Genomic DNA, 16,665 nt, shown 5'->3' on the forward strand with positions numbered 1-16,665 from the left:
TCTGGCCATGATAGATCGTCAGAAAACATAACGGGAGATCAACCATGTTCGGTAGGAAAATGATGCAGTCTCGGCGCGGTTTCTCGCATCTCGCCCTTAGCTTGCCAGCCATCGCGACAATGATGATTTGCGGCTCCGCTTATGCGGAAATTCCGGTTTCCGTCGATACGTTTGTGCGTGCAGAGACCGACTTGACCATGAAGCGCTATGTGGATCAGGGCGGCTTTGGCAAGTTCTTCCATATTCGAGTGCCTGTCCCCCTGGACAAGCAGGACGTGATCCGGATGAACCGCGACACGCTCTACTCTGCGGGCGTCTTCGATCTCGATGCGGGTCCGGTGACGATCGTGAAACCCGATAGCGACGGTCGCTTCCAGTCCATGCTTATTATCAATGAAGACCACTCGATGTTGCCGGTCGAACATGGCGCAGGAGAATTCACATTCTCGAGGCGCGAAATCGGTACGCGCTACGTCATCATCGTCTTGCGAACTTTTGTCGACGCGACCAGCGAAGAGGACATCAAGACGGCGAATGCCCTTCAGGACGCCGTTCAGGTCAAGCAGGTTGTAATGGGCAGTTTCGTGATCCCTGACTGGAACGAAGAGTCGCTTGTCGTCCTTCGAAAGGCGATCAACGTTCTTGCCGCGACGAAAGTGAGCGCCGCTGGAATGTTTGGCGACAAGAACAAGCTCAACCCGATTGACCATCTCCTGGGCACAGCATACGGATGGGGCGGAAATCCTGTCGAGGCCGCGGCGTACGAAAACGTGGTGCCCGAAAAGAACGATGGGAAAACTCCCTACGTCCTGGAAATTTCCGAGGCGGTCCCAGTGGACGGATTCGTGTCCGTCACAGTTTACAATAAGGACGGCTTCATGGAGCCGAACGATCTCGGGATGAACTCGATCAACAACGTGACCGCAAAGCGAAATGACGATGGAAGTGTCACTGTCCATTTCGGCGACTGCAATGATGGACGGATCAACTGCCTTCCGATCACAGAAGGTTGGAACTACATTGTGCGAATGTATCAGCCGCGTGAAGAACTCACCTCGGGCGGTTGGACCTTCCCGCCGGCAACGCCTGTCCAGTAAGCGAGCCGGACGGACGAACAGTGATCCAGATGCAATCATCTGTCCGGGACAATTCGTTGAACGGCGGTTGGTGGCACCTTTTTCGCCTTCGCCTAGTGGCACAACCGGGAAAGGCCAATCGGCTAGGAATGTCAGCTCTTCGGAAAGCCGTCTGTTTGTTTCGCGGACGCAGCGATGAACCGGCTACCGGTCGGGCCGGTAACTGATCGAGGCAAAGGCAATAACTGTTTCCGAGACGGTCGATCGTGGTAATTGGCGTCAGACATGAAGGCGTAAAGCAGCCGTGAAGTGCACTCGAAGAAGCTTTCTGTCGTTTCTAAAGCGTCCCAACGGCCGCTTTCGAGGATTGTCGACAACGACTTCGCACCCGCAGCAGACTTCCGCTTTCCGCCGATTCTGTGGAAAAACTCCTGTTTGCGAGCGCAGAAATAGCTGTTCCAAATTCGGCGCGAGCGCCTTTCCTGTCAGGTTTTTCGTATTTGCTGCGGTGCAGGAAAGATCCCTCTCGTGCATTGGCTTCGCCGATACCCTGCCGGGCAATGCTTGGCCAATTTCCGGAGGTTTTGGGCGGTTGCAGCGAGTAGAAATTCGTCATTTGCGCCGTTCGGTCCGCGTAATCGCAATCGTCCCAGCCTCAAGATCCGTTTGAGGTGGGCGAAGAGCATTTCGACCTTTCTGCGCAGGCGCATCGAGATGGCGTATTGTCTGGTCTTGGCGATATCGCGGGCGACTTGGCGGGCGTCTTCATGTTCTTCGCGGGTGATGGACCGGAAGTCGGCATTGGGGCAGCAGCGTGACTTCGATGGACATGCCTGACAGGTGAGTCGCAAGCCGCGGTATTTGGCGCGCCCCTGTCCGGTCGGCCCCCGGTTTGGGTCGGAATAATTCCGCCGGAACTGCTTCAGCTCTTGTCCCTCGGGGCAGATGTATTGATCGTTCTCGGCGTCCCATTCGAAGTCCGCCCGGCTCCAGGTGCCGTCGATACGGTTGGATTTTTCAAGGACCGGGATATGCGGCGCGATCTTGCGATCAACCAGCCAGCCCAGCATCGGCCCGGTGCCATAGGCGGTGTCTGCGATCAGGTGTTCGGGATGCAGGTCGAACTTGGCCTTCACCCGCTCCAGCATGGTCTTGGTCGATCCTACCTCGGCCTGCCGGATTGATCTGGTTGCTTCCACGTCGACGATCACCCCGTGATCGGTGTCGATCAGGTAATTGTCGGAATAGCTGAAGAACGCAGGACCTTTGCGGGCGGCAGTCCATTGACTGGCCGGGTCGGAATGCGAGGTGAACTTGGGCTGCACCTCGCTTGCTGCGCCAAAGGCGGCCTCATCCAGCGTATCGAGGTACTCACGCACCGCTCGGGGTACATCCGCCGGGTCGATGCTTGCCGCGTCCCAGTCCTCTTTGGGCGTGGAGTTCTGCTTGTTGGCATCGGCTTCGATCAGGCTGGCATCAATCGCCATGCGCTGGCCACTCACCAGACGTTCCTCGATACACCGCGCGGCCTTCGTCTCGAACAGGTGCCGCAGTAATTCGCTGTCGCGGAAACAGCCGTGACGATTCTTGGAAAGGGTCGAATGATCCGGGACCCGGTCGCTTAGATCGAGGCGGCAGAACCAGCGATACGCGAGGTTAAGATGCACTTCTTCGCAGAGTCGCCGCTCTGACCGGATGCCAAAACAATAGCCGACCAACAGCATCCGGATCAGCAGCTCGGGATCGACCGACGGGCGGCCGGTGTGATTATAGAAGTCTGCAAGATGGGCCCGGATGCTGCTCAGGTCGAGGAACCGGTCGATGGATCGCAGCAAGTGATCCGTGGGGATGTGATCCTCGAGCGAGAACGCGTAAAACAGCGCAGGTTGTGCTTCTTGCCTCGGTCCCATCATGGCTCAATCCCCAATCTTATAAGGAAATTGAATCAGCCAAACACCTTCAAATCAACAAGAGTTTTTCAACAAAATACGCCCAGACACCTCTCGTTACTGCCACAAAAGATCTCTCCGGTTTCAAATAATCGGGCATGAACAACAATCCACAACACTGGGTCTAAAACGTTTGAGTTCACGCGAACGATGCACGAGACCAAATCAGTCAATGGATTCTGCCAATCCACGCCAACCGACCCTAACCTAGCGCCTCCTGAACACAACGTCCCATAATGCACCGCCCCCCGGTCCGAATTATGACATTCAGATAAAAAACCTCCCCCGCCGGTCAGGTACCTATGAGGTTCCAAAGATTCAACACCCGCCCCCCCTCAGGGTAATTGACGTGTCCTCGATCAGGTTATGTCTGGTTTAGTACTCGCTATGAGAACATCGCAACCGACTGAGATGATCACGTTGCAACTGACCACAAAACCCGCGCCAAATTTAACCGTTTTCGATCTCACCCCCCGCATCGCGACGCCTTTTGCAAAACGCGATTTTAAAAACCAGCCCCTGCTATTTCCGCTATTTCTGCTAATCGAGTCCCAGATTTCGGCGTTTGCGCGGCCCGATTAGCAGGATTAGCAAGATTAGCAGGGGTGGCGTTTAAGAATTACGTTTCAACAAACGAGCGCCGTCTGCCAAGCGATAGGCCAGCTTTCTGCGGGCCCCGCGAACAAGCTCATCGGGCGCAACGCGAATGAGCCAGCCATGTTCTTCCAGCACCGTGAGAGCTTCTATCGCAAGTTTCGTGTCACGCAAGGCATTGGGTCCGTGTTGGACGACGTCACTCGGAAGAACCTCTGGCTTAGCCCACTTGTTAAGGAGCCATGTGCGTACCGCTTCTGCGCGCGTGGTTTTATCCGAGACCAAAGCGTAATCCACGAGCCGCTTGGCTTCGTGCAGATAGTATTCGGCTAGATCAATACCCCTCGCCATCGTTTCAGCAGAGATGCGGTCGGCGTCCAGGCTCTCCCAAAGCGTCAAAACGCCTGCGATCCGAAGCGCTTGCTCCGCACTCTTGCTTGCGAATGGCGTGACGTCAGCATAGACCCCGCCATCTTTCTGTCCCAGTTCTGTTGCCTCTGCATAATCCAGGAGCAACTCTTTGGCCTCTGGCGTTAACGTCAGCTTGCGGGGCTCCAGTTCCTGACGGGTGTTTGCCTTCAACGGCGGCTCTTGTTCGAGCAATGCCTGCAACTTCTTGCCAAACTTTGCGATCTCCAAATCGCTCTCTGGACGATACTCACGCCGTGTGCGGGTGCCGATTGCGCTCTTTGGCTCACAAATCAGGAAACGCGCCAGAAAGCCCTGATTCACGACAAGCGGGTTTGCCAATACCGGACGGGCCGCCACAGGTTGCAACATGATATGGCTCGCCAATCGGCGCCCATACATCGTTGTCGTTCCATCCCCAGAGCGCGACCAACTGATTGGGGAGCCGTCCCAGAGTTTTGACAGTTCAGAACAGGTCTTAAGCATATTGTCCTTGCTCATCGCATAACCGCCAATGAAGCTGCCGCCTTCGTCGGTGAACAAACCGAGTGAGGGCTGACCGATCTTGAACAGTTTCACCAAACCTTCAAACGTAGGCTCTGCCACAATTCTGTGCGGAGCAATTGGCGCAAGCGGTGCAGGAGGATAGGTTTCCAGTTTCGCTTCCGCGGCCTGTTTTTCCGCAGGTTTTGCCGAAAGGGCGCTCACTAGGAGCTTGTCGTGCTGTTTCTCCCAGATCTTCAGTTCCGTTGTATGCCGCAGGTTCAGCTCAGCATATGAACTCAACCCATCACGCTCATGTACCCGAACCTGTTCAATTAGAAGCTTGTCACAGCTGCTCTTGCGTTCCCCTGATTTGGCAATCGTGAGCATAAAGAGGCTGCAGGGCGTGACGCCACCCTGCCATTCCACATCCCCAAACGCCTGTGTGGCGAGTGAGGCAATGGACAAAGCAGATTGGGCTGCAATCTCAATTGGTGCCTGTGTCTTGTTTTGAACTGCCTGCACCACTTCCTTGAGCGGTCCGAGAGCCTCTACCGGATAAGCCTTGCCGGCAGGTATCTGCCGCAACAGGGGCTGCGGCTCTTCTGGGCGATATGGAACGATGTCTTGCGCGATATCTTTCATTAGGACACCTCCGCCAAAAGAACATCGTTCCAATCTTGCCCCTTTGGTGCCTGGAGCAAAGAAACGGACCAGCCCAGCGCGGTCGCACGCTCTGCAAGATGAGAGGCGGCACGTGTTCCCGCAGGATCACCATCGCTGCCAATGATGAGGTCATGGGCTTGCTCTGGAAGGGAGATGTTCTTCATGCCACTGGTGGAAAGAGCGGCGACCACAGTTGGAGCTTTCGCCGTAAGCATCTGCGCCAGACTCAAGCCGGTTTCGATCCCCTCGCAGACAACAAGCCGCCCAGCGCCTTTTGACAGCGTAACTGCACCGCCACGGCATGGCCCAAGCATCATCTTTGCGGAAGTCTTGAGGCGCAAACCATCTTTGGTGAAGTACGTCCGATGCACACCGCCCGTGGGCTGCACATCGGCAATCATTGCACAGCACCAGCGTCCTGTCGGGCCGTGGTATATATTAGGAAGGAACCGAAGACTCTGCGGTAAGAGGCACATAATCCCACGGCGGCGCAAATAGGTCTCCGCGACTGTACCCTGAATGGGAAGGCTCGCTTCCCACAACTTGCGCGCTTTGCCGACCAGATTGTCACGCTCCTTCGCCGAAGCCACAAATGGCTTGCGATAGGCGGATTGCGGCAAATGAGGCGCATGGCCGTGGGCTTCGGCCAATATATCTTCAAATGCGCAGCTGGACTTAAAGCAGTTGAGTAGCAGTTTATCGCCCTGCTGAGATAGACTGAGCGCGTTTTGATCTTTGCGCCGCTCTGGCTGACAAATCGGACATGGCGCTTGCCCCTTGCCAAAGGCAAAGGTTCCGCCAAGCGATTTCGTAAGTGACTGGATATCCATAGACACTTCTCCAAATGTTCAAATTGATTTGAAATTCGGAACGGGTCTGGTACTCTGAGGCTCTACCACAAGACAACAGAAATACCAGAGAGCCCCGTTCGACCGAATGGGGCTTTCGCCTATTTTGGCGGCTCAATGCGCTGGGCGTTTGCCCATACATTGAGATCAACACCCTGATAAATGATCTTGCGCCCCAAGCGGTAATAAGCAGGCGAGCGGCCATGGTGGCGCATCTGCGCTTGCTTCTCACGACTCCCAAGCAACGCAAGAATGAGCGGGTCTGTGGCCTCGTAGTGTTTTTTATCTTCGAACAATGCCGTCATTGAGTGATCTCCATGTAGTTAACATGGTTCCAAGTTATTCGAAGTACATTTGGCAGAAATAGGGGTCACGAATTAATTGGGGTATTAAATACGGGTATCAAATTCACGTTGCAGCCTTATTTTTAGGACTTTGGGCCACGTTTTGAAAGATATGGATGAACTTTGACAGTTTCCCTCCAAACTCTGTTCCAAGCGTTTGTTCCCAAATCGGCGGCAATATTTGCTTTGAAAGCCTTCTTAGTCATCACGGGGTATTCGTGGTCGATGATGTACTGCCTAAGCTTCTTTCTTGCCGTAGTTTCATCTGCGACCGTAGATTTTGTTTTAGTATCAGCATTCTGCTCTCCACCTACAAACCCAGCATCTAACAATTCACTCTGCGGTAAGCTGTCCTCTAACAATCTCAGTTCTTTACCAGCTTTTTCTTCCCAGAATTTTGACCAGTTTTTCTCATAGTGGGCTTTTGGAACGCACACTGTATAACCATCGAACCGCCTCAAAACGCTAGCAGCACTATCATATTCATGTGCCCATAATCCACTCACTTCTGGTAAACCATGCCTTACGAGATGATCGTATAATTTAAGTGAAACTGCACCTGAGCGATAATCAATAAATAGATGCGGATAAGCAAAACCGTGTTTCTCGGAATATCGCGTAATAAGTTTTCTTAAACTTTCATCAGACAATATATCCTGCCAGCCAATCTTGGAGCTTTTGCTTTCATCATGTCCATCAGCAGTTTTCTTGCTTGAATCCTCATCAAAAAGCGTAATGACGCGATCAAAGAATTGCTGCTTGTCGTTTTGGGAAACGGGTTGTACCAGCTGGTAATACTCGATCATTTTTTCGTTCACGTTAAGTGATGCACAGTTCTCATCGCTGAGTTCACGTTGTATTAAGGACCACGGGAAGCGCGGACTTTCGAGCGCTATATTACTAATTGTGATTGCGCTAATTCCGTCGCTCGTGATGCAAAGTTTACCCCTACAAAACTCCATGACCCATCCAGTCAAAATGTCACAGGTCATCCCAAAATCAAAACGCTCTAGATCGGTGGTCGACTGAATCAAATACTTGTAAACTTGTGGCTCATGTTCGAAGGCTTCGAAAAACAAATCGACCAAGGGTATATACCCAGTAGGCGCAAACATCAGTTCTTCCTCGTCTTGTTTTCATTCGGGCCTGCAACAAACTTCGACCACTGCTCCATCAATTCGCGACGGCGCTCTAACAGATCTGAGCGTGCATAGGCTCGCTCCACGTCCGACCCGACTTTATGCGCCAAACTCATCTCAGCCACTTCACGCGGGACGTTGGCGACTTCACTTGCCCAATCTCGAAACGTCGATCGGAAGCCGTGAACCGTCACATCCTCGATTTTCATGCGGCGTAGCAGCATAAGCATCGCCATGTTTGACAGCGGCGCGTTTCGTTTTTGCCCTTCGAAGACATATTCCGACTCCAATGCTTTTAGGGGTTCAAGGATTGTCAGCATTTCAGCTGTGAGCGGTACACGGTGCGCCTCGCCTGTTTTCATTCTCTCTTCAGGGCACCTCCAAAGCCGCTCCCCGAAATCAATCTCGGCCCAGCGCATGCCGAGCACCTCACCCGTGCGCGAGCCGGTCAGGCAGGTATACATAAGCGCCTTTGCCGCCATTGAATTGCGCGAGCGGAGGTCTGTGTAAAACGCTGGAACATCCTGCCATTTCATTGCCGCATGATGCTTGGGCTTCTTGGTGACCTTTGGCAGGACTTGCGCATCCTTAATTGCCGTCACGGGGTTCTCTCCATCGCGAAAGCCCTTGGACTTGGCGACATCAAGAACGATCTTAATTCTCTGTGATAGCCGGCGAGCAGTTTCGTGCTTCTCCGTCCAGATCGGAGAAAGGCACATGAGAACTTCCGGCTGGCCGATACTGTCCACCGGCATGCGGCCGATCTTGGGAAAAGCATAGTCACGCAACGTATTGATCCACTGCTGACCATGCTTGGCATTCTTCCAGGTCGGCATACGCTCGATATGAACCTGTTGGGCAATCTCTTCAAAACTGGGGATGTCTTGCTTTGCGTTGAACTTGGGGTTTAGCCCCTGCTTTGCCATGCGGCGGTATTCGAGTGCCCGGCTGCGCGCCTGATTGAGCGTCACGAGCTCAGCGCTCCCCAACCCAAAGTCCGTCCGAAGCGGTGCGCCTTTGCTATTCCTCTGGCCATGCACAACAACGCGCACAATCCAGCTACGTGATCCTGATGGCCTAACAACAAGATAAAGCCCGCTCCCATCGCCATGACGGCCAGGACCGAGATTCTCTACCAGCTTCTTATTAAGCTTCCCCGACAGATAAGACATCAATTGGTACCACATTTGTTACCACATGACGAAAACATACGGAAGCAATCGAATGAAGGCCAGTAAAATCTACTCTGGAGGAAAGTTCAATTATGTAAGCAACTTAAGCGGAAAATACGATTGAAGAAAACTCAGCGAAAGGAGCCGATGGCGGAGGAGGTGGGATTCGAACCCACGGTAGACTTTCACCTACGTCGGTTTTCAAGACCGGTGCATTCAACCACTCTGCCACTCCTCCGACAGCGATTGTGTTACCGCGCGTTTTCTGATTCTGAAACCCCTATTCCAATTGCAATATTTCGCCCATCGGGAATGCGGACTCTTTAAATATTTCGGGAGTTTGTCTACTATGCCCATATGTCTCGAAATTTCGATTGACGGACGTGGGGAATAGTGACGGAACTGCCAACACGCGCAGCCGGACACACAAGGCGTAAGCCACTGAAAATAATAGCCATTAAATGGCAGAGCGCTGAGCGGCGCGAATTTGTGAGGGCAAAACATGGCAGTATCTTCGTTTTTCAAGGTCGCGGTATGTGTATCTGCAGTGGTCGGACTTTCTGCGTGTCAGGAAGGGGCCGGCAGCTTTCTGTCTCAAGACGGAGACGTGACGACGACAGAATCGGGAGCGAAGGTTGTCGAAAAAGACGTTGAAGCGCCGGAAGTCTTTAGTGTGCAGGAAGTCGGTCTTTGGGATGGGCGCCCGTCGCTTGGCGGCATTTGGGTTGCGCATCCAACTGCGGTTGATCCAGAACGCGTGATGATCCGCAACGAAGCAAACGGGCAATCTGTTATTGGCGCCCTCTTCCGTAAAGAACGTGAAACGCCAGGTCCTAAACTACAAGTTTCATCGGAGGCCGCAGAAGCAATCGGTATGATTGCTGGCTCTCCTCAGGAGCTTTCGGTCGTTGCGATGCGCCGTAAGGAAATTGTCGTGGAGCCAGCACCAGCTCCGGTCGAAGCGGAAAAAGCCACCAGCGATGCGCCTATCGAGGGTGACGTCGCGCCGATTGCGGCTAACGAAGTTGAACAGACAACGCTTGACCCGATTGCGAGCGCCGCTGCGGCCTTGGACGCTGTTGAAGACGCCGGAAAGCCAACGAATGTTGCGAGCGCAGCAGACTCGTCCGGCAAGTCGCAGTATATCCAGATCGGCATTTTCAGTGTTGAAGCCAACGCCAACTCGGTTGCGGATCAAATGCGCAAAGCTGGCGCGACGCCAAAAATCACAACGTTTTCGAACGAAGAAAAGCAATACTGGCGTGTTATTGTCGGCCCTGTTTCCAGTGCTGCCGAAAAAGATGCGCTAAAGAAAAAGGTCGTCGGTATGGGCTATAGCGACGCGTTTTTCGTAAACAAGTAAAGGGGGCGCTATGCGTCTTGAACTAGCTCTGGTTTCCTATTCACGTACATTGATCGCGGCGCTGCTATTAGCGTTGGTTAATATTGCGTCGACGGCGAACGCATTCGAAACGCGGGCGACGGGCGCTTACGTGGTTGACGTCACAACTGGCACGTTGCTGATGGAAAAGAACGCGGATGTTCCTTTGCCACCTGCAAGTATGTCCAAGCTGATGACGCTCAACATGCTGTTTGAGGCGCTCAAAGACGGGCGCGTCACGATGGACACGACCTTTGCCGTATCGACGCGCGCCAAAAACATGGGCGGATCGACGATGTTTCTTGACGAAACAGACCGTCCAACCGTCAAAGACCTTATTCGCGGCATTATTGTACTGTCGGGAAATGACGCCTGTGTCGTTGTTGCCGAAGGTCTGGCCGGTACGGAAGAAGCCTTTGCACGGCTTATGAATGATCGCGCTGTTGATCTTGGCATGGAAAATTCGACTTTCGCAAATGCCTCAGGCTGGCCTGATCCGAACCAGCGCATGAGTATGAAAGATCTCGGAATTCTTGCCGAGCGCCTTATCGTTGAGTTCCCTGAATATTACGGTTTCTTTGGTGAAACAGAATTCGGATTTGACGGCCGCTCACCTGACAACCGTTTCAACCGAAATCCGTTACTCAAACTCGGGATCGGCGCTGATGGCCTCAAAACTGGCCACACAAGCGAAGCTGGCTATGGGCTTGTCGGGTCCGCCGTTCAAGGGAAGCGCCGCGTTGTATTCGTTATTACCGGTTTAACAAGCGAGAAAGAGCGCGCCGAAGAGGCCGAACGAATTGTTAACTGGGCTTTTCGCCAATTTGTTATGAAAAACTATGCTCCGGCGGGTGAAAAACTTGCGGATGCAAAGGTTTGGATGGGGAATGAAACCACTGTCGGGCTTGTGTTGTCCGAAGACCTGAATTTGCTTGTCCCTGCATTGGTGCAAGGCGAGATCAAAGGCGAAGTCGTTTACGATGGTCCGCTTGAAGCCCCGATTGCCGAAGGCCAAGAGGTGGGCGAACTTGTTTTGAACCTGCCAGACATGGCCGAGATGCGCGTCCCTCTTGTAGCGGAACAAAGCATTGAAGGTGGAGGCGTTTTGCCACGGTTCCGCACAGCGTTCGCCATCCTGTTTCAACGGTACATCGGCGAAGCACTGGGCCTGTCTCTATGAACGGAAAACCCGCGGGTGGGCTGTTTATCAGCTTTGAAGGCATTGACGGGTCCGGCAAATCCACGCAGGCAAGGCTGCTTGCCGAAGCGTTGGGAAAAGCAGGATATGAAACCATCCTGACCCGCGAGCCGGGTGGCTCCGTTGGTGCAGAGCAAATCAGGAGCCTTGTTCTTGAAGGCGATCCTGACCGCTGGTCTGCGGAAACGGAAATTCTTCTGTTTACTGCCGCGCGGCGTGACCACCTTGAGAAAACAATCCAACCCGCCTTGAGAGCAGGAAAAATCGTGATCTGTGATCGGTTTGCGGATTCAACTCGCATGTACCAAGGCATAAGCCGTGGAGATTTACGCACCGTCGTTGATGATCTCCATAGCCTTATGATCGGCCGCGAACCGGATGTGACCTTCATTGTTGATATGGACCCTGCCATCGGTCTGGCGCGCGCGAAGGCTCGCCAAACGTCCGAAGAGCGCTTCGAAGATTTTGGCAATGACTTTCAGGTCAAAATGCGCGCAGGTTTCCTTGCACTCGCAGAAGAGTTCTCCGAGCGCTGCATTGTTATTGACGGCGCGCGCGACCTTGGCGAGGTCAACCAAGACATTCTAAGCAAAACTCAAGAGATACTGGCATGAGTGACCTTCCAGAGCCGGATCGCATTGCTGGCGCGCCCCATCCGCGTGAGACAACAAAACTGCTGGGTCAGGCAAAGGCAGAGGCAGCATTTCTGGAGGCCTTCAACACGGGCCGCATGCATCATGGCTGGCTCATTACTGGACCGCGTGGCGTTGGAAAATCCACACTGGCATGGCGCATTGCGCGCTTCCTGATTGCGCAACCGCCCGCAGGCGATGATAGCGGTTTGTTTGGCGACGCGCCCCCTGCCCCAACAAGTTTGGATATCAGCTCCGATCATCCCGTCTCACAACGTATTGCGGCGCTCTCCGAACCGCAGCTATTCCTTTTACGTCGCGCCGCGAATGACAAAGGTGACGGGCTGAAAACGGTTATTACCGTCGACGAAGTGCGGCGGCTGAAATCCTTTCTGTCGCTTTCGGCAACTGATGGTGGGCGCCGCGTCGTGATTGTTGATGCCGCCGACGAGATGAACGTATCCGCCGCCAACGCACTCCTAAAATTGCTTGAGGAGCCGCCAGATGACACGATCCTTTTATTAGTCAGCCACCAGCCCAGCGGTTTGCTCCCAACAATAAAATCGCGCTGCCGAGAATTGCGCTGCACGCCGCTTTCGCCCGATGACTTGGCAACGGCTCTGGCCACTGCGGGTGTTGAGGAGATTTCCGACCCGACAGTTCTGGCTGCGCTGGCAGCAGGAAGCGTTGGCGAGGCAATGCGCCTTGTGACGCTGGGTGGGCACCAGATATACCAGACATTGTGCGATCTGTTTCATGCTGCCCCCGGCCTTGACCGCCCGCGCGCGCTCGCCATGGCCGAAAGCGCCGTTGGCAAGAAGAATGCCGAACGCTATGAGTTACTGCTGGATATGTTTGACCTGTTCCTTAGCCGTATGGCGCGCGCTGGCGTATCGGGGCCGCCTGTGATTGAGGCCGCTAAGGGCGAAATCGCGCTCTTCGCCAAGCTCGCGCCAACCCCGCGACACGGCAGGAGATGGGCCGAATTACAGCAAAGCCTGAGCGCGCGCGTTCGACATGGTCGTGCAGTTAACCTTGACCCTGCGGCGCTCATCCTTGATATGCTTTTAAAGATGGACCAAACGGCGGCTGAAGTGGCGGCCTGATCGCAATAACGGACACGACATGACGCCAAGGTTTACGGATAGCCATTGCCACCTCGATTTCCCTGATTTCGCTGAAGAATTGCCGCAAGTTGTAGAACGCGCCAAAGAAGCTGGCGTAGCGCGCATGGTGTCAATCTGTACCCGATTGCGTAACGCGGATCAGGTGCGCAACATTGCCGAGGCGTATGACGAAGTTTTCTGGGCCGGCGGGACGCACCCGATGAGTGCCGCCGAAGAGCCGATGGCAACAGTTGATGATCTTGTTGAGTTGGCGAAGCACCCGAAATTTGTCGGCATTGGCGAAACTGGACTTGATTATCATTACACCGCCGAAAGCAAAGACGTGCAGCAAGAGAGCCTTCGCATTCATATCGATGCAGCACGGGAAACGGGCCTGCCTCTAATCATCCACGCCCGCGCAGCCGATGAAGATATGGCGCGCATTTTGAGCGAAGAGTACGCAAACGGGTCCTATTCCTGTGTTATGCATTGCTTCTCTAGCTCGGCAGAGCTTGCCCGTGCGGCGATCGATCTTGGGTTTTATCTGTCCATGTCCGGCATTGCGACATTCCCCCGCTCGAGCGAATTGCGCGAGATATTCGCTGCGGCACCCGTTGATCGTATCCTTGTCGAAACCGACGCCCCATATCTTGCCCCACCGCCCCATCGCGGCAAACGAAACGAGCCCGCCTATAGTGCGCTCACTGGCGCTGTTGGCGCGGAGGTATTCGGCTTGTCGGTTGAGGAATTTGCCGCACAAACCGAACAAAACTTCGAGCGGCTATTCACAAAAGCTGCGGAGTGGCGCGCGGCATGAGTTATCGCTTCACCATATTGGGCTGTGGCTCTTCTGGTGGTGTGCCACGCCTTGGCGGCAATTGGGGTGAATGCGATCCTGCCAACCCCAAAAACCGTCGCCAACGTTGCTCTATGCTGGTGGAACGTATCGGGCCAAACGGTATCACCCGTGCGCTGATCGATACCTCTCCTGACATGCGCGCGCAGCTACTTGCCGCAGACGTTGGCACGCTAGACGGCGTGGTGTTCACCCACCAACACGCCGATCACATGCACGGGCTCGATGACATCCGCCAGATCGTTTTCAACACCCGCATCCGCATGCCCGTTTGGGCGGATAGCGACACAACAGAGGCGCTTATCTCGCGGTTTGGCTATGCCTTCGTACAGCCCAAAGGTAGCGATTACCCTCCGATTTGCGAACTCAACGCGATTGGAGACGATCCGTTTTCTGTTTCTGGCGCTGGCGGTGAAATTACGTTCCTGCCCCTTCCTGTCATCCACGGACGGATTGATGCGCTTGGCTTCCGCATTGAAGATCTCGCATATATTCCCGATGTGTCCGACATGCCCGAACAAACGTGGGACCGGCTTCAAGGGCTTGAGTTATTAGTGCTGGACGCGTTGCGCCGCAAACCACATCCAAGCCATATCCATCTTGAAAAATCGCTTGAATGGATTGCGAAAGTGGCGCCTCAAAACGCGGTGCTCACGAACATGCACATCGATCTGGACTACGAGACTCTACGCAACGAACTGCCCGAACATATTGCACCCGCCTTTGACGGGATGGTGCTGACTCTGGAGAGTTAGGTGCAAGCGGCGCTCCACGTCACCCTCCCCGTCTTCCTGATTATCGGAGCTGGGTATCTCGTTGTTTGGCGCAATCTTTTCTCCGACCGCGATGTCGACGCCCTGATGACCTTCACCCAGAAGTTCGCAATCCCTTGTTTGCTCTTCTCGGTAATTTCGACTTTGGATCTCGCCGCGACAATCAACTTTGGATTGCTGGCCAGTTTTTATACCGGCGCGACGGTTAGTTTTTTGGCCGGAATTTACGGAGCGCGTCTATTATTTGGCCGCCCTTGGCAAGATTGCGTAGCTATCGGATTTTGCGGGCTGTTCTCCAATCTGGTGCTGCTCGGGCTGCCGATAACCGAGCGAGCCTTTGGGCCAGACTCATTAAGCGCCAACTATGCAATTATCGCGTTTCACTCCCCGTTTTGCTATGCGGTTGGCATTACAGTCATGGAATTTGTTCGCAACAAAAAGAGCGGTGTGATTTCAACGCTTGGTTCGGTTCTGAAAGCGATTTTCAGCAATGCCTTGGTCATCGGGATCATGCTCGGTCTCGCGACGAACCTACTTGATATCCCTGTTCCGCGAATGGTCTATGAGGCAACCGATTTGATCGCGAGAGCCGCCCTTCCCGCCGCGTTGTTCGGCCTTGGCGGCGTTCTGTTTCGTTACAAACCCGAAGGCGATATGCGGGTTATCCTCTATGCGATTTCTCTATCTCTGGTCCTTCATCCGGCGATCACCTTCACACTTGGAAATTGGTTCGAGCTACCAGACGCAAGCCTGCGTTCCGCCACGTTGGCCGCAGCGATGGCACCGGGCGTTAACACCTATATTTTCGCAAACATGTACGGAGTTGCCAAACGGGTGGCGGCTTCGACGGTGCTGATCGCAACGGCGACGTCTATCCTGACAATCGGCTTCTGGCTTTCTGTATTGCCATAGCTGTATTTCCGCTGTTCGTTGGTCTAGCCAAACTCTATAATTCGCGAAAACAGCCCCAAAGGGGCCAAGATCGGAAGCAGATTGAATGACAGGTCGCGCACAACACAGCCAAGATTTCAATATCGTCATTATCGGCCAAAACGGTCGACTTGCTTACGAAGCCCTGCTGTTTGTGGCAAGTCTGCGCGCCCATTCGCCAGCTTTTACCGGCAGGCTGCTCGTCGCGGAACCCCAAGCCGAAGCTAAATGGAGCGGCACAGACACGCGCCTGCCGCCACATATCCGCGACGGGCTGGAAGAATACGGCGCAGAGATCATCCCCTTTGTGGCGCACCATTTTGGGGCGGATTACCCCTACGGCAACAAAATCGAAGCACTACTTGCCATGCCCAAGGGCGAACCCTTCATATTTTTTGATACCGATACGCTGATCACGGGAGAGATCACCGATATCCCCTTCAACTTCGCCAAACCAAGCGCCTCCATGCAACGCGAGGATACCTGGCCCAAGCAAGAGTTGTACGGCCCCGGATATACTCAAACCTGGAAGTCTCTCTATGACAAGTTTGGCCTTGATTTTGAGAGCTCGCTTGATCTTACAAAACCCGATGAATTTTGGGAGCGCTACCTCTACTTCAATGCGGGATGGTTCTTTTATGAGTGCCCGCAACGATTTGGTGCCACGTTTTTGGAATATGCGCTCGCCATTCGGGATGACGCGCCAGAAGAGCTGATCTGCCAACCTCTGGATCCTTGGCTGGACCAGGTTGCACTTCCTCTTGTCGTTCATGCTTTGGGCGGAGGCCGAAATACGATTCCGCATGGGCTGCTGGATGGCGAGGTATCGTGCCACTATCGATTGATGCCGCTTCTCTACGCAAGGGAAAGTGATCGCGTAGTTGATCTTCTGGAACAGGTCGCAGCACCAAACAAGCTTAAGAAACGACTAAAACAATATGACCCATTTAAGCGCATGATTTATCAGGGAAGAGGCCGTAAAGCACGAGCGCTTTTTGATCAGAATAACCTCCCTAAACGTGAAGCAGCCATACGAAATGCGCTCAAGCGTAACGGCTTTTGGCTTCGATAGAAGAACTGCGCTGTGACAATAAAGCGTTGTTGCCGGTA

General features: G+C 53.9%; 15 protein-coding genes and 1 tRNA gene. 9 read left to right on the forward strand and 7 right to left on the reverse strand.

Annotated elements, in window-relative coordinates:
- Window positions 1-44 precede the first annotated feature (44 nt).
- Window positions 45-1,097: a DUF1214 domain-containing protein gene (locus N9C89_RS09995; protein WP_263953736.1), complete on the forward strand. Its 1,053-nt coding sequence runs from the start codon at window positions 45-47 to the stop codon at window positions 1,095-1,097.
- Between the two features lie 464 nt (window positions 1,098-1,561).
- Here the strand turns inward: N9C89_RS09995 and N9C89_RS10000 are convergent, their stop codons facing one another.
- The 7 genes from N9C89_RS10000 to N9C89_RS10030 all read right to left on the reverse strand — a co-directional run bounded on the left by N9C89_RS10000 (window position 1,562) and on the right by N9C89_RS10030 (window position 8,917).
- A complete protein-coding gene (locus N9C89_RS10000; protein WP_263953737.1) occupies window positions 1,562-2,989 on the reverse strand; it encodes a transposase in 1,428 nt (475 codons plus the stop codon).
- Window positions 2,990-3,637: 648 nt separating this feature from the next.
- The gene (locus N9C89_RS10005; protein ID WP_263953738.1) at window positions 3,638-5,155 is read right to left on the reverse strand and encodes a YfjI family protein; all 1,518 of its coding nucleotides are present in this window, start codon (window positions 5,153-5,155) and stop codon (window positions 3,638-3,640) included.
- Window positions 5,155-6,006, reverse strand: coding sequence for a toprim domain-containing protein (locus tag N9C89_RS10010; protein ID WP_263953739.1), 852 nt, complete (start codon window positions 6,004-6,006; stop codon window positions 5,155-5,157). Before N9C89_RS10010 ends, N9C89_RS10005 begins: the two co-directional genes overlap by 1 nt.
- Before the next feature lie 119 nt (window positions 6,007-6,125).
- Window positions 6,126-6,329 carry a MerR family transcriptional regulator gene (locus N9C89_RS10015; protein ID WP_263953740.1) on the reverse strand — a complete coding sequence of 68 codons (204 nt, stop codon included), beginning with the start codon at window positions 6,327-6,329 and terminating at the stop codon, window positions 6,126-6,128.
- A gap of 122 nt (window positions 6,330-6,451) precedes the next feature.
- A complete protein-coding gene (locus N9C89_RS10020) occupies window positions 6,452-7,483 on the reverse strand; it encodes a hypothetical protein (protein ID WP_263953741.1) in 1,032 nt (343 codons plus the stop codon).
- The gene (locus N9C89_RS10025; protein WP_263953742.1) at window positions 7,483-8,694 is read right to left on the reverse strand and encodes a tyrosine-type recombinase/integrase; all 1,212 of its coding nucleotides are present in this window, start codon (window positions 8,692-8,694) and stop codon (window positions 7,483-7,485) included. The genes N9C89_RS10020 and N9C89_RS10025 overlap by 1 nt, the downstream gene beginning before the upstream one ends.
- Window positions 8,695-8,827: 133 nt before the next feature.
- Window positions 8,828-8,917: transfer RNA gene (locus N9C89_RS10030), tRNA-Ser, on the reverse strand.
- Between the two features lie 264 nt (window positions 8,918-9,181).
- Between N9C89_RS10030 and N9C89_RS10035 the strand changes: the two genes are divergently transcribed.
- The 8 genes from N9C89_RS10035 (at window position 9,182) to N9C89_RS10070 (ending at window position 16,627) form a co-directional block, all read left to right on the forward strand.
- On the forward strand, window positions 9,182-10,042 hold the full coding sequence (locus tag N9C89_RS10035) for an SPOR domain-containing protein (RefSeq protein ID WP_263953743.1): 861 nt from the start codon (window positions 9,182-9,184) through the stop codon (window positions 10,040-10,042).
- A 10-nt stretch (window positions 10,043-10,052) separates the two neighbouring features.
- Complete coding sequence (locus N9C89_RS10040) at window positions 10,053-11,240, forward strand: D-alanyl-D-alanine carboxypeptidase family protein (RefSeq protein ID WP_263953744.1); 1,188 nt, start codon at window positions 10,053-10,055, stop codon at window positions 11,238-11,240.
- Complete coding sequence (tmk, locus tag N9C89_RS10045) at window positions 11,237-11,872, forward strand: dTMP kinase (RefSeq protein WP_263953745.1); 636 nt, start codon at window positions 11,237-11,239, stop codon at window positions 11,870-11,872. The genes N9C89_RS10040 and tmk overlap by 4 nt, the downstream gene beginning before the upstream one ends.
- Window positions 11,869-12,996 carry a DNA polymerase III subunit delta' gene (locus N9C89_RS10050; protein ID WP_263953746.1) on the forward strand — a complete coding sequence of 376 codons (1,128 nt, stop codon included), beginning with the start codon at window positions 11,869-11,871 and terminating at the stop codon, window positions 12,994-12,996. Before tmk ends, N9C89_RS10050 begins: the two co-directional genes overlap by 4 nt.
- 19 nt (window positions 12,997-13,015) lie before the next feature.
- A complete protein-coding gene (locus N9C89_RS10055; protein WP_263953747.1) occupies window positions 13,016-13,813 on the forward strand; it encodes a TatD family hydrolase in 798 nt (265 codons plus the stop codon).
- Window positions 13,810-14,607, forward strand: a complete 798-nt coding sequence (locus N9C89_RS10060; RefSeq protein WP_263953748.1) for an MBL fold metallo-hydrolase — start codon at window positions 13,810-13,812, stop codon at window positions 14,605-14,607. Before N9C89_RS10055 ends, N9C89_RS10060 begins: the two co-directional genes overlap by 4 nt.
- Window positions 14,608-15,537, forward strand: a complete 930-nt coding sequence (locus N9C89_RS10065) for an AEC family transporter (protein ID WP_263953749.1) — start codon at window positions 14,608-14,610, stop codon at window positions 15,535-15,537.
- A gap of 85 nt (window positions 15,538-15,622) precedes the next feature.
- Entirely contained in the window at window positions 15,623-16,627 is a 1,005-nt protein-coding gene (locus N9C89_RS10070; protein ID WP_263953750.1) for a hypothetical protein, read from the forward strand.
- Window positions 16,628-16,665: the final 38 nt, after the last annotated feature.

Source organism: Halocynthiibacter sp. SDUM655004, from assembly GCF_026015885.1.
Classification (GTDB): Bacteria; Pseudomonadota; Alphaproteobacteria; order Rhodobacterales; family Rhodobacteraceae; genus Falsihalocynthiibacter; species Falsihalocynthiibacter halioticoli.

Excerpts from the sequence above, each read along its gene's own strand:
- N9C89_RS10040 (WP_263953744.1), top strand. The coding sequence starts at position 10,053 with ATGCGTCTTGAACTAGCTCTGGTTTCCTATTCACGTACATTGATCGCG.
- N9C89_RS10010 (WP_263953739.1), bottom strand. The coding sequence starts at position 6,006 with ATGGATATCCAGTCACTTACGAAATCGCTTGGCGGAACCTTTGCCTTT.
- N9C89_RS10015 (WP_263953740.1), bottom strand. The coding sequence starts at position 6,329 with ATGACGGCATTGTTCGAAGATAAAAAACACTACGAGGCCACAGACCCG.
- N9C89_RS10005 (WP_263953738.1), bottom strand. The coding sequence starts at position 5,155 with ATGAAAGATATCGCGCAAGACATCGTTCCATATCGCCCAGAAGAGCCG.
- N9C89_RS10020 (WP_263953741.1), bottom strand. The coding sequence starts at position 7,483 with ATGTTTGCGCCTACTGGGTATATACCCTTGGTCGATTTGTTTTTCGAA.
- N9C89_RS10000 (WP_263953737.1), bottom strand. The coding sequence starts at position 2,989 with ATGATGGGACCGAGGCAAGAAGCACAACCTGCGCTGTTTTACGCGTTC.
- tmk (WP_263953745.1), top strand. The coding sequence starts at position 11,237 with ATGAACGGAAAACCCGCGGGTGGGCTGTTTATCAGCTTTGAAGGCATT.
- N9C89_RS10070 (WP_263953750.1), top strand. The coding sequence starts at position 15,623 with ATGACAGGTCGCGCACAACACAGCCAAGATTTCAATATCGTCATTATC.
- N9C89_RS10060 (WP_263953748.1), top strand. The coding sequence starts at position 13,810 with ATGAGTTATCGCTTCACCATATTGGGCTGTGGCTCTTCTGGTGGTGTG.
- N9C89_RS10055 (WP_263953747.1), top strand. The coding sequence starts at position 13,016 with ATGACGCCAAGGTTTACGGATAGCCATTGCCACCTCGATTTCCCTGAT.
- N9C89_RS10035 (WP_263953743.1), top strand. The coding sequence starts at position 9,182 with ATGGCAGTATCTTCGTTTTTCAAGGTCGCGGTATGTGTATCTGCAGTG.
- N9C89_RS10050 (WP_263953746.1), top strand. The coding sequence starts at position 11,869 with ATGAGTGACCTTCCAGAGCCGGATCGCATTGCTGGCGCGCCCCATCCG.
- N9C89_RS09995 (WP_263953736.1), top strand. The coding sequence starts at position 45 with ATGTTCGGTAGGAAAATGATGCAGTCTCGGCGCGGTTTCTCGCATCTC.
- N9C89_RS10025 (WP_263953742.1), bottom strand. The coding sequence starts at position 8,694 with ATGTGGTACCAATTGATGTCTTATCTGTCGGGGAAGCTTAATAAGAAG.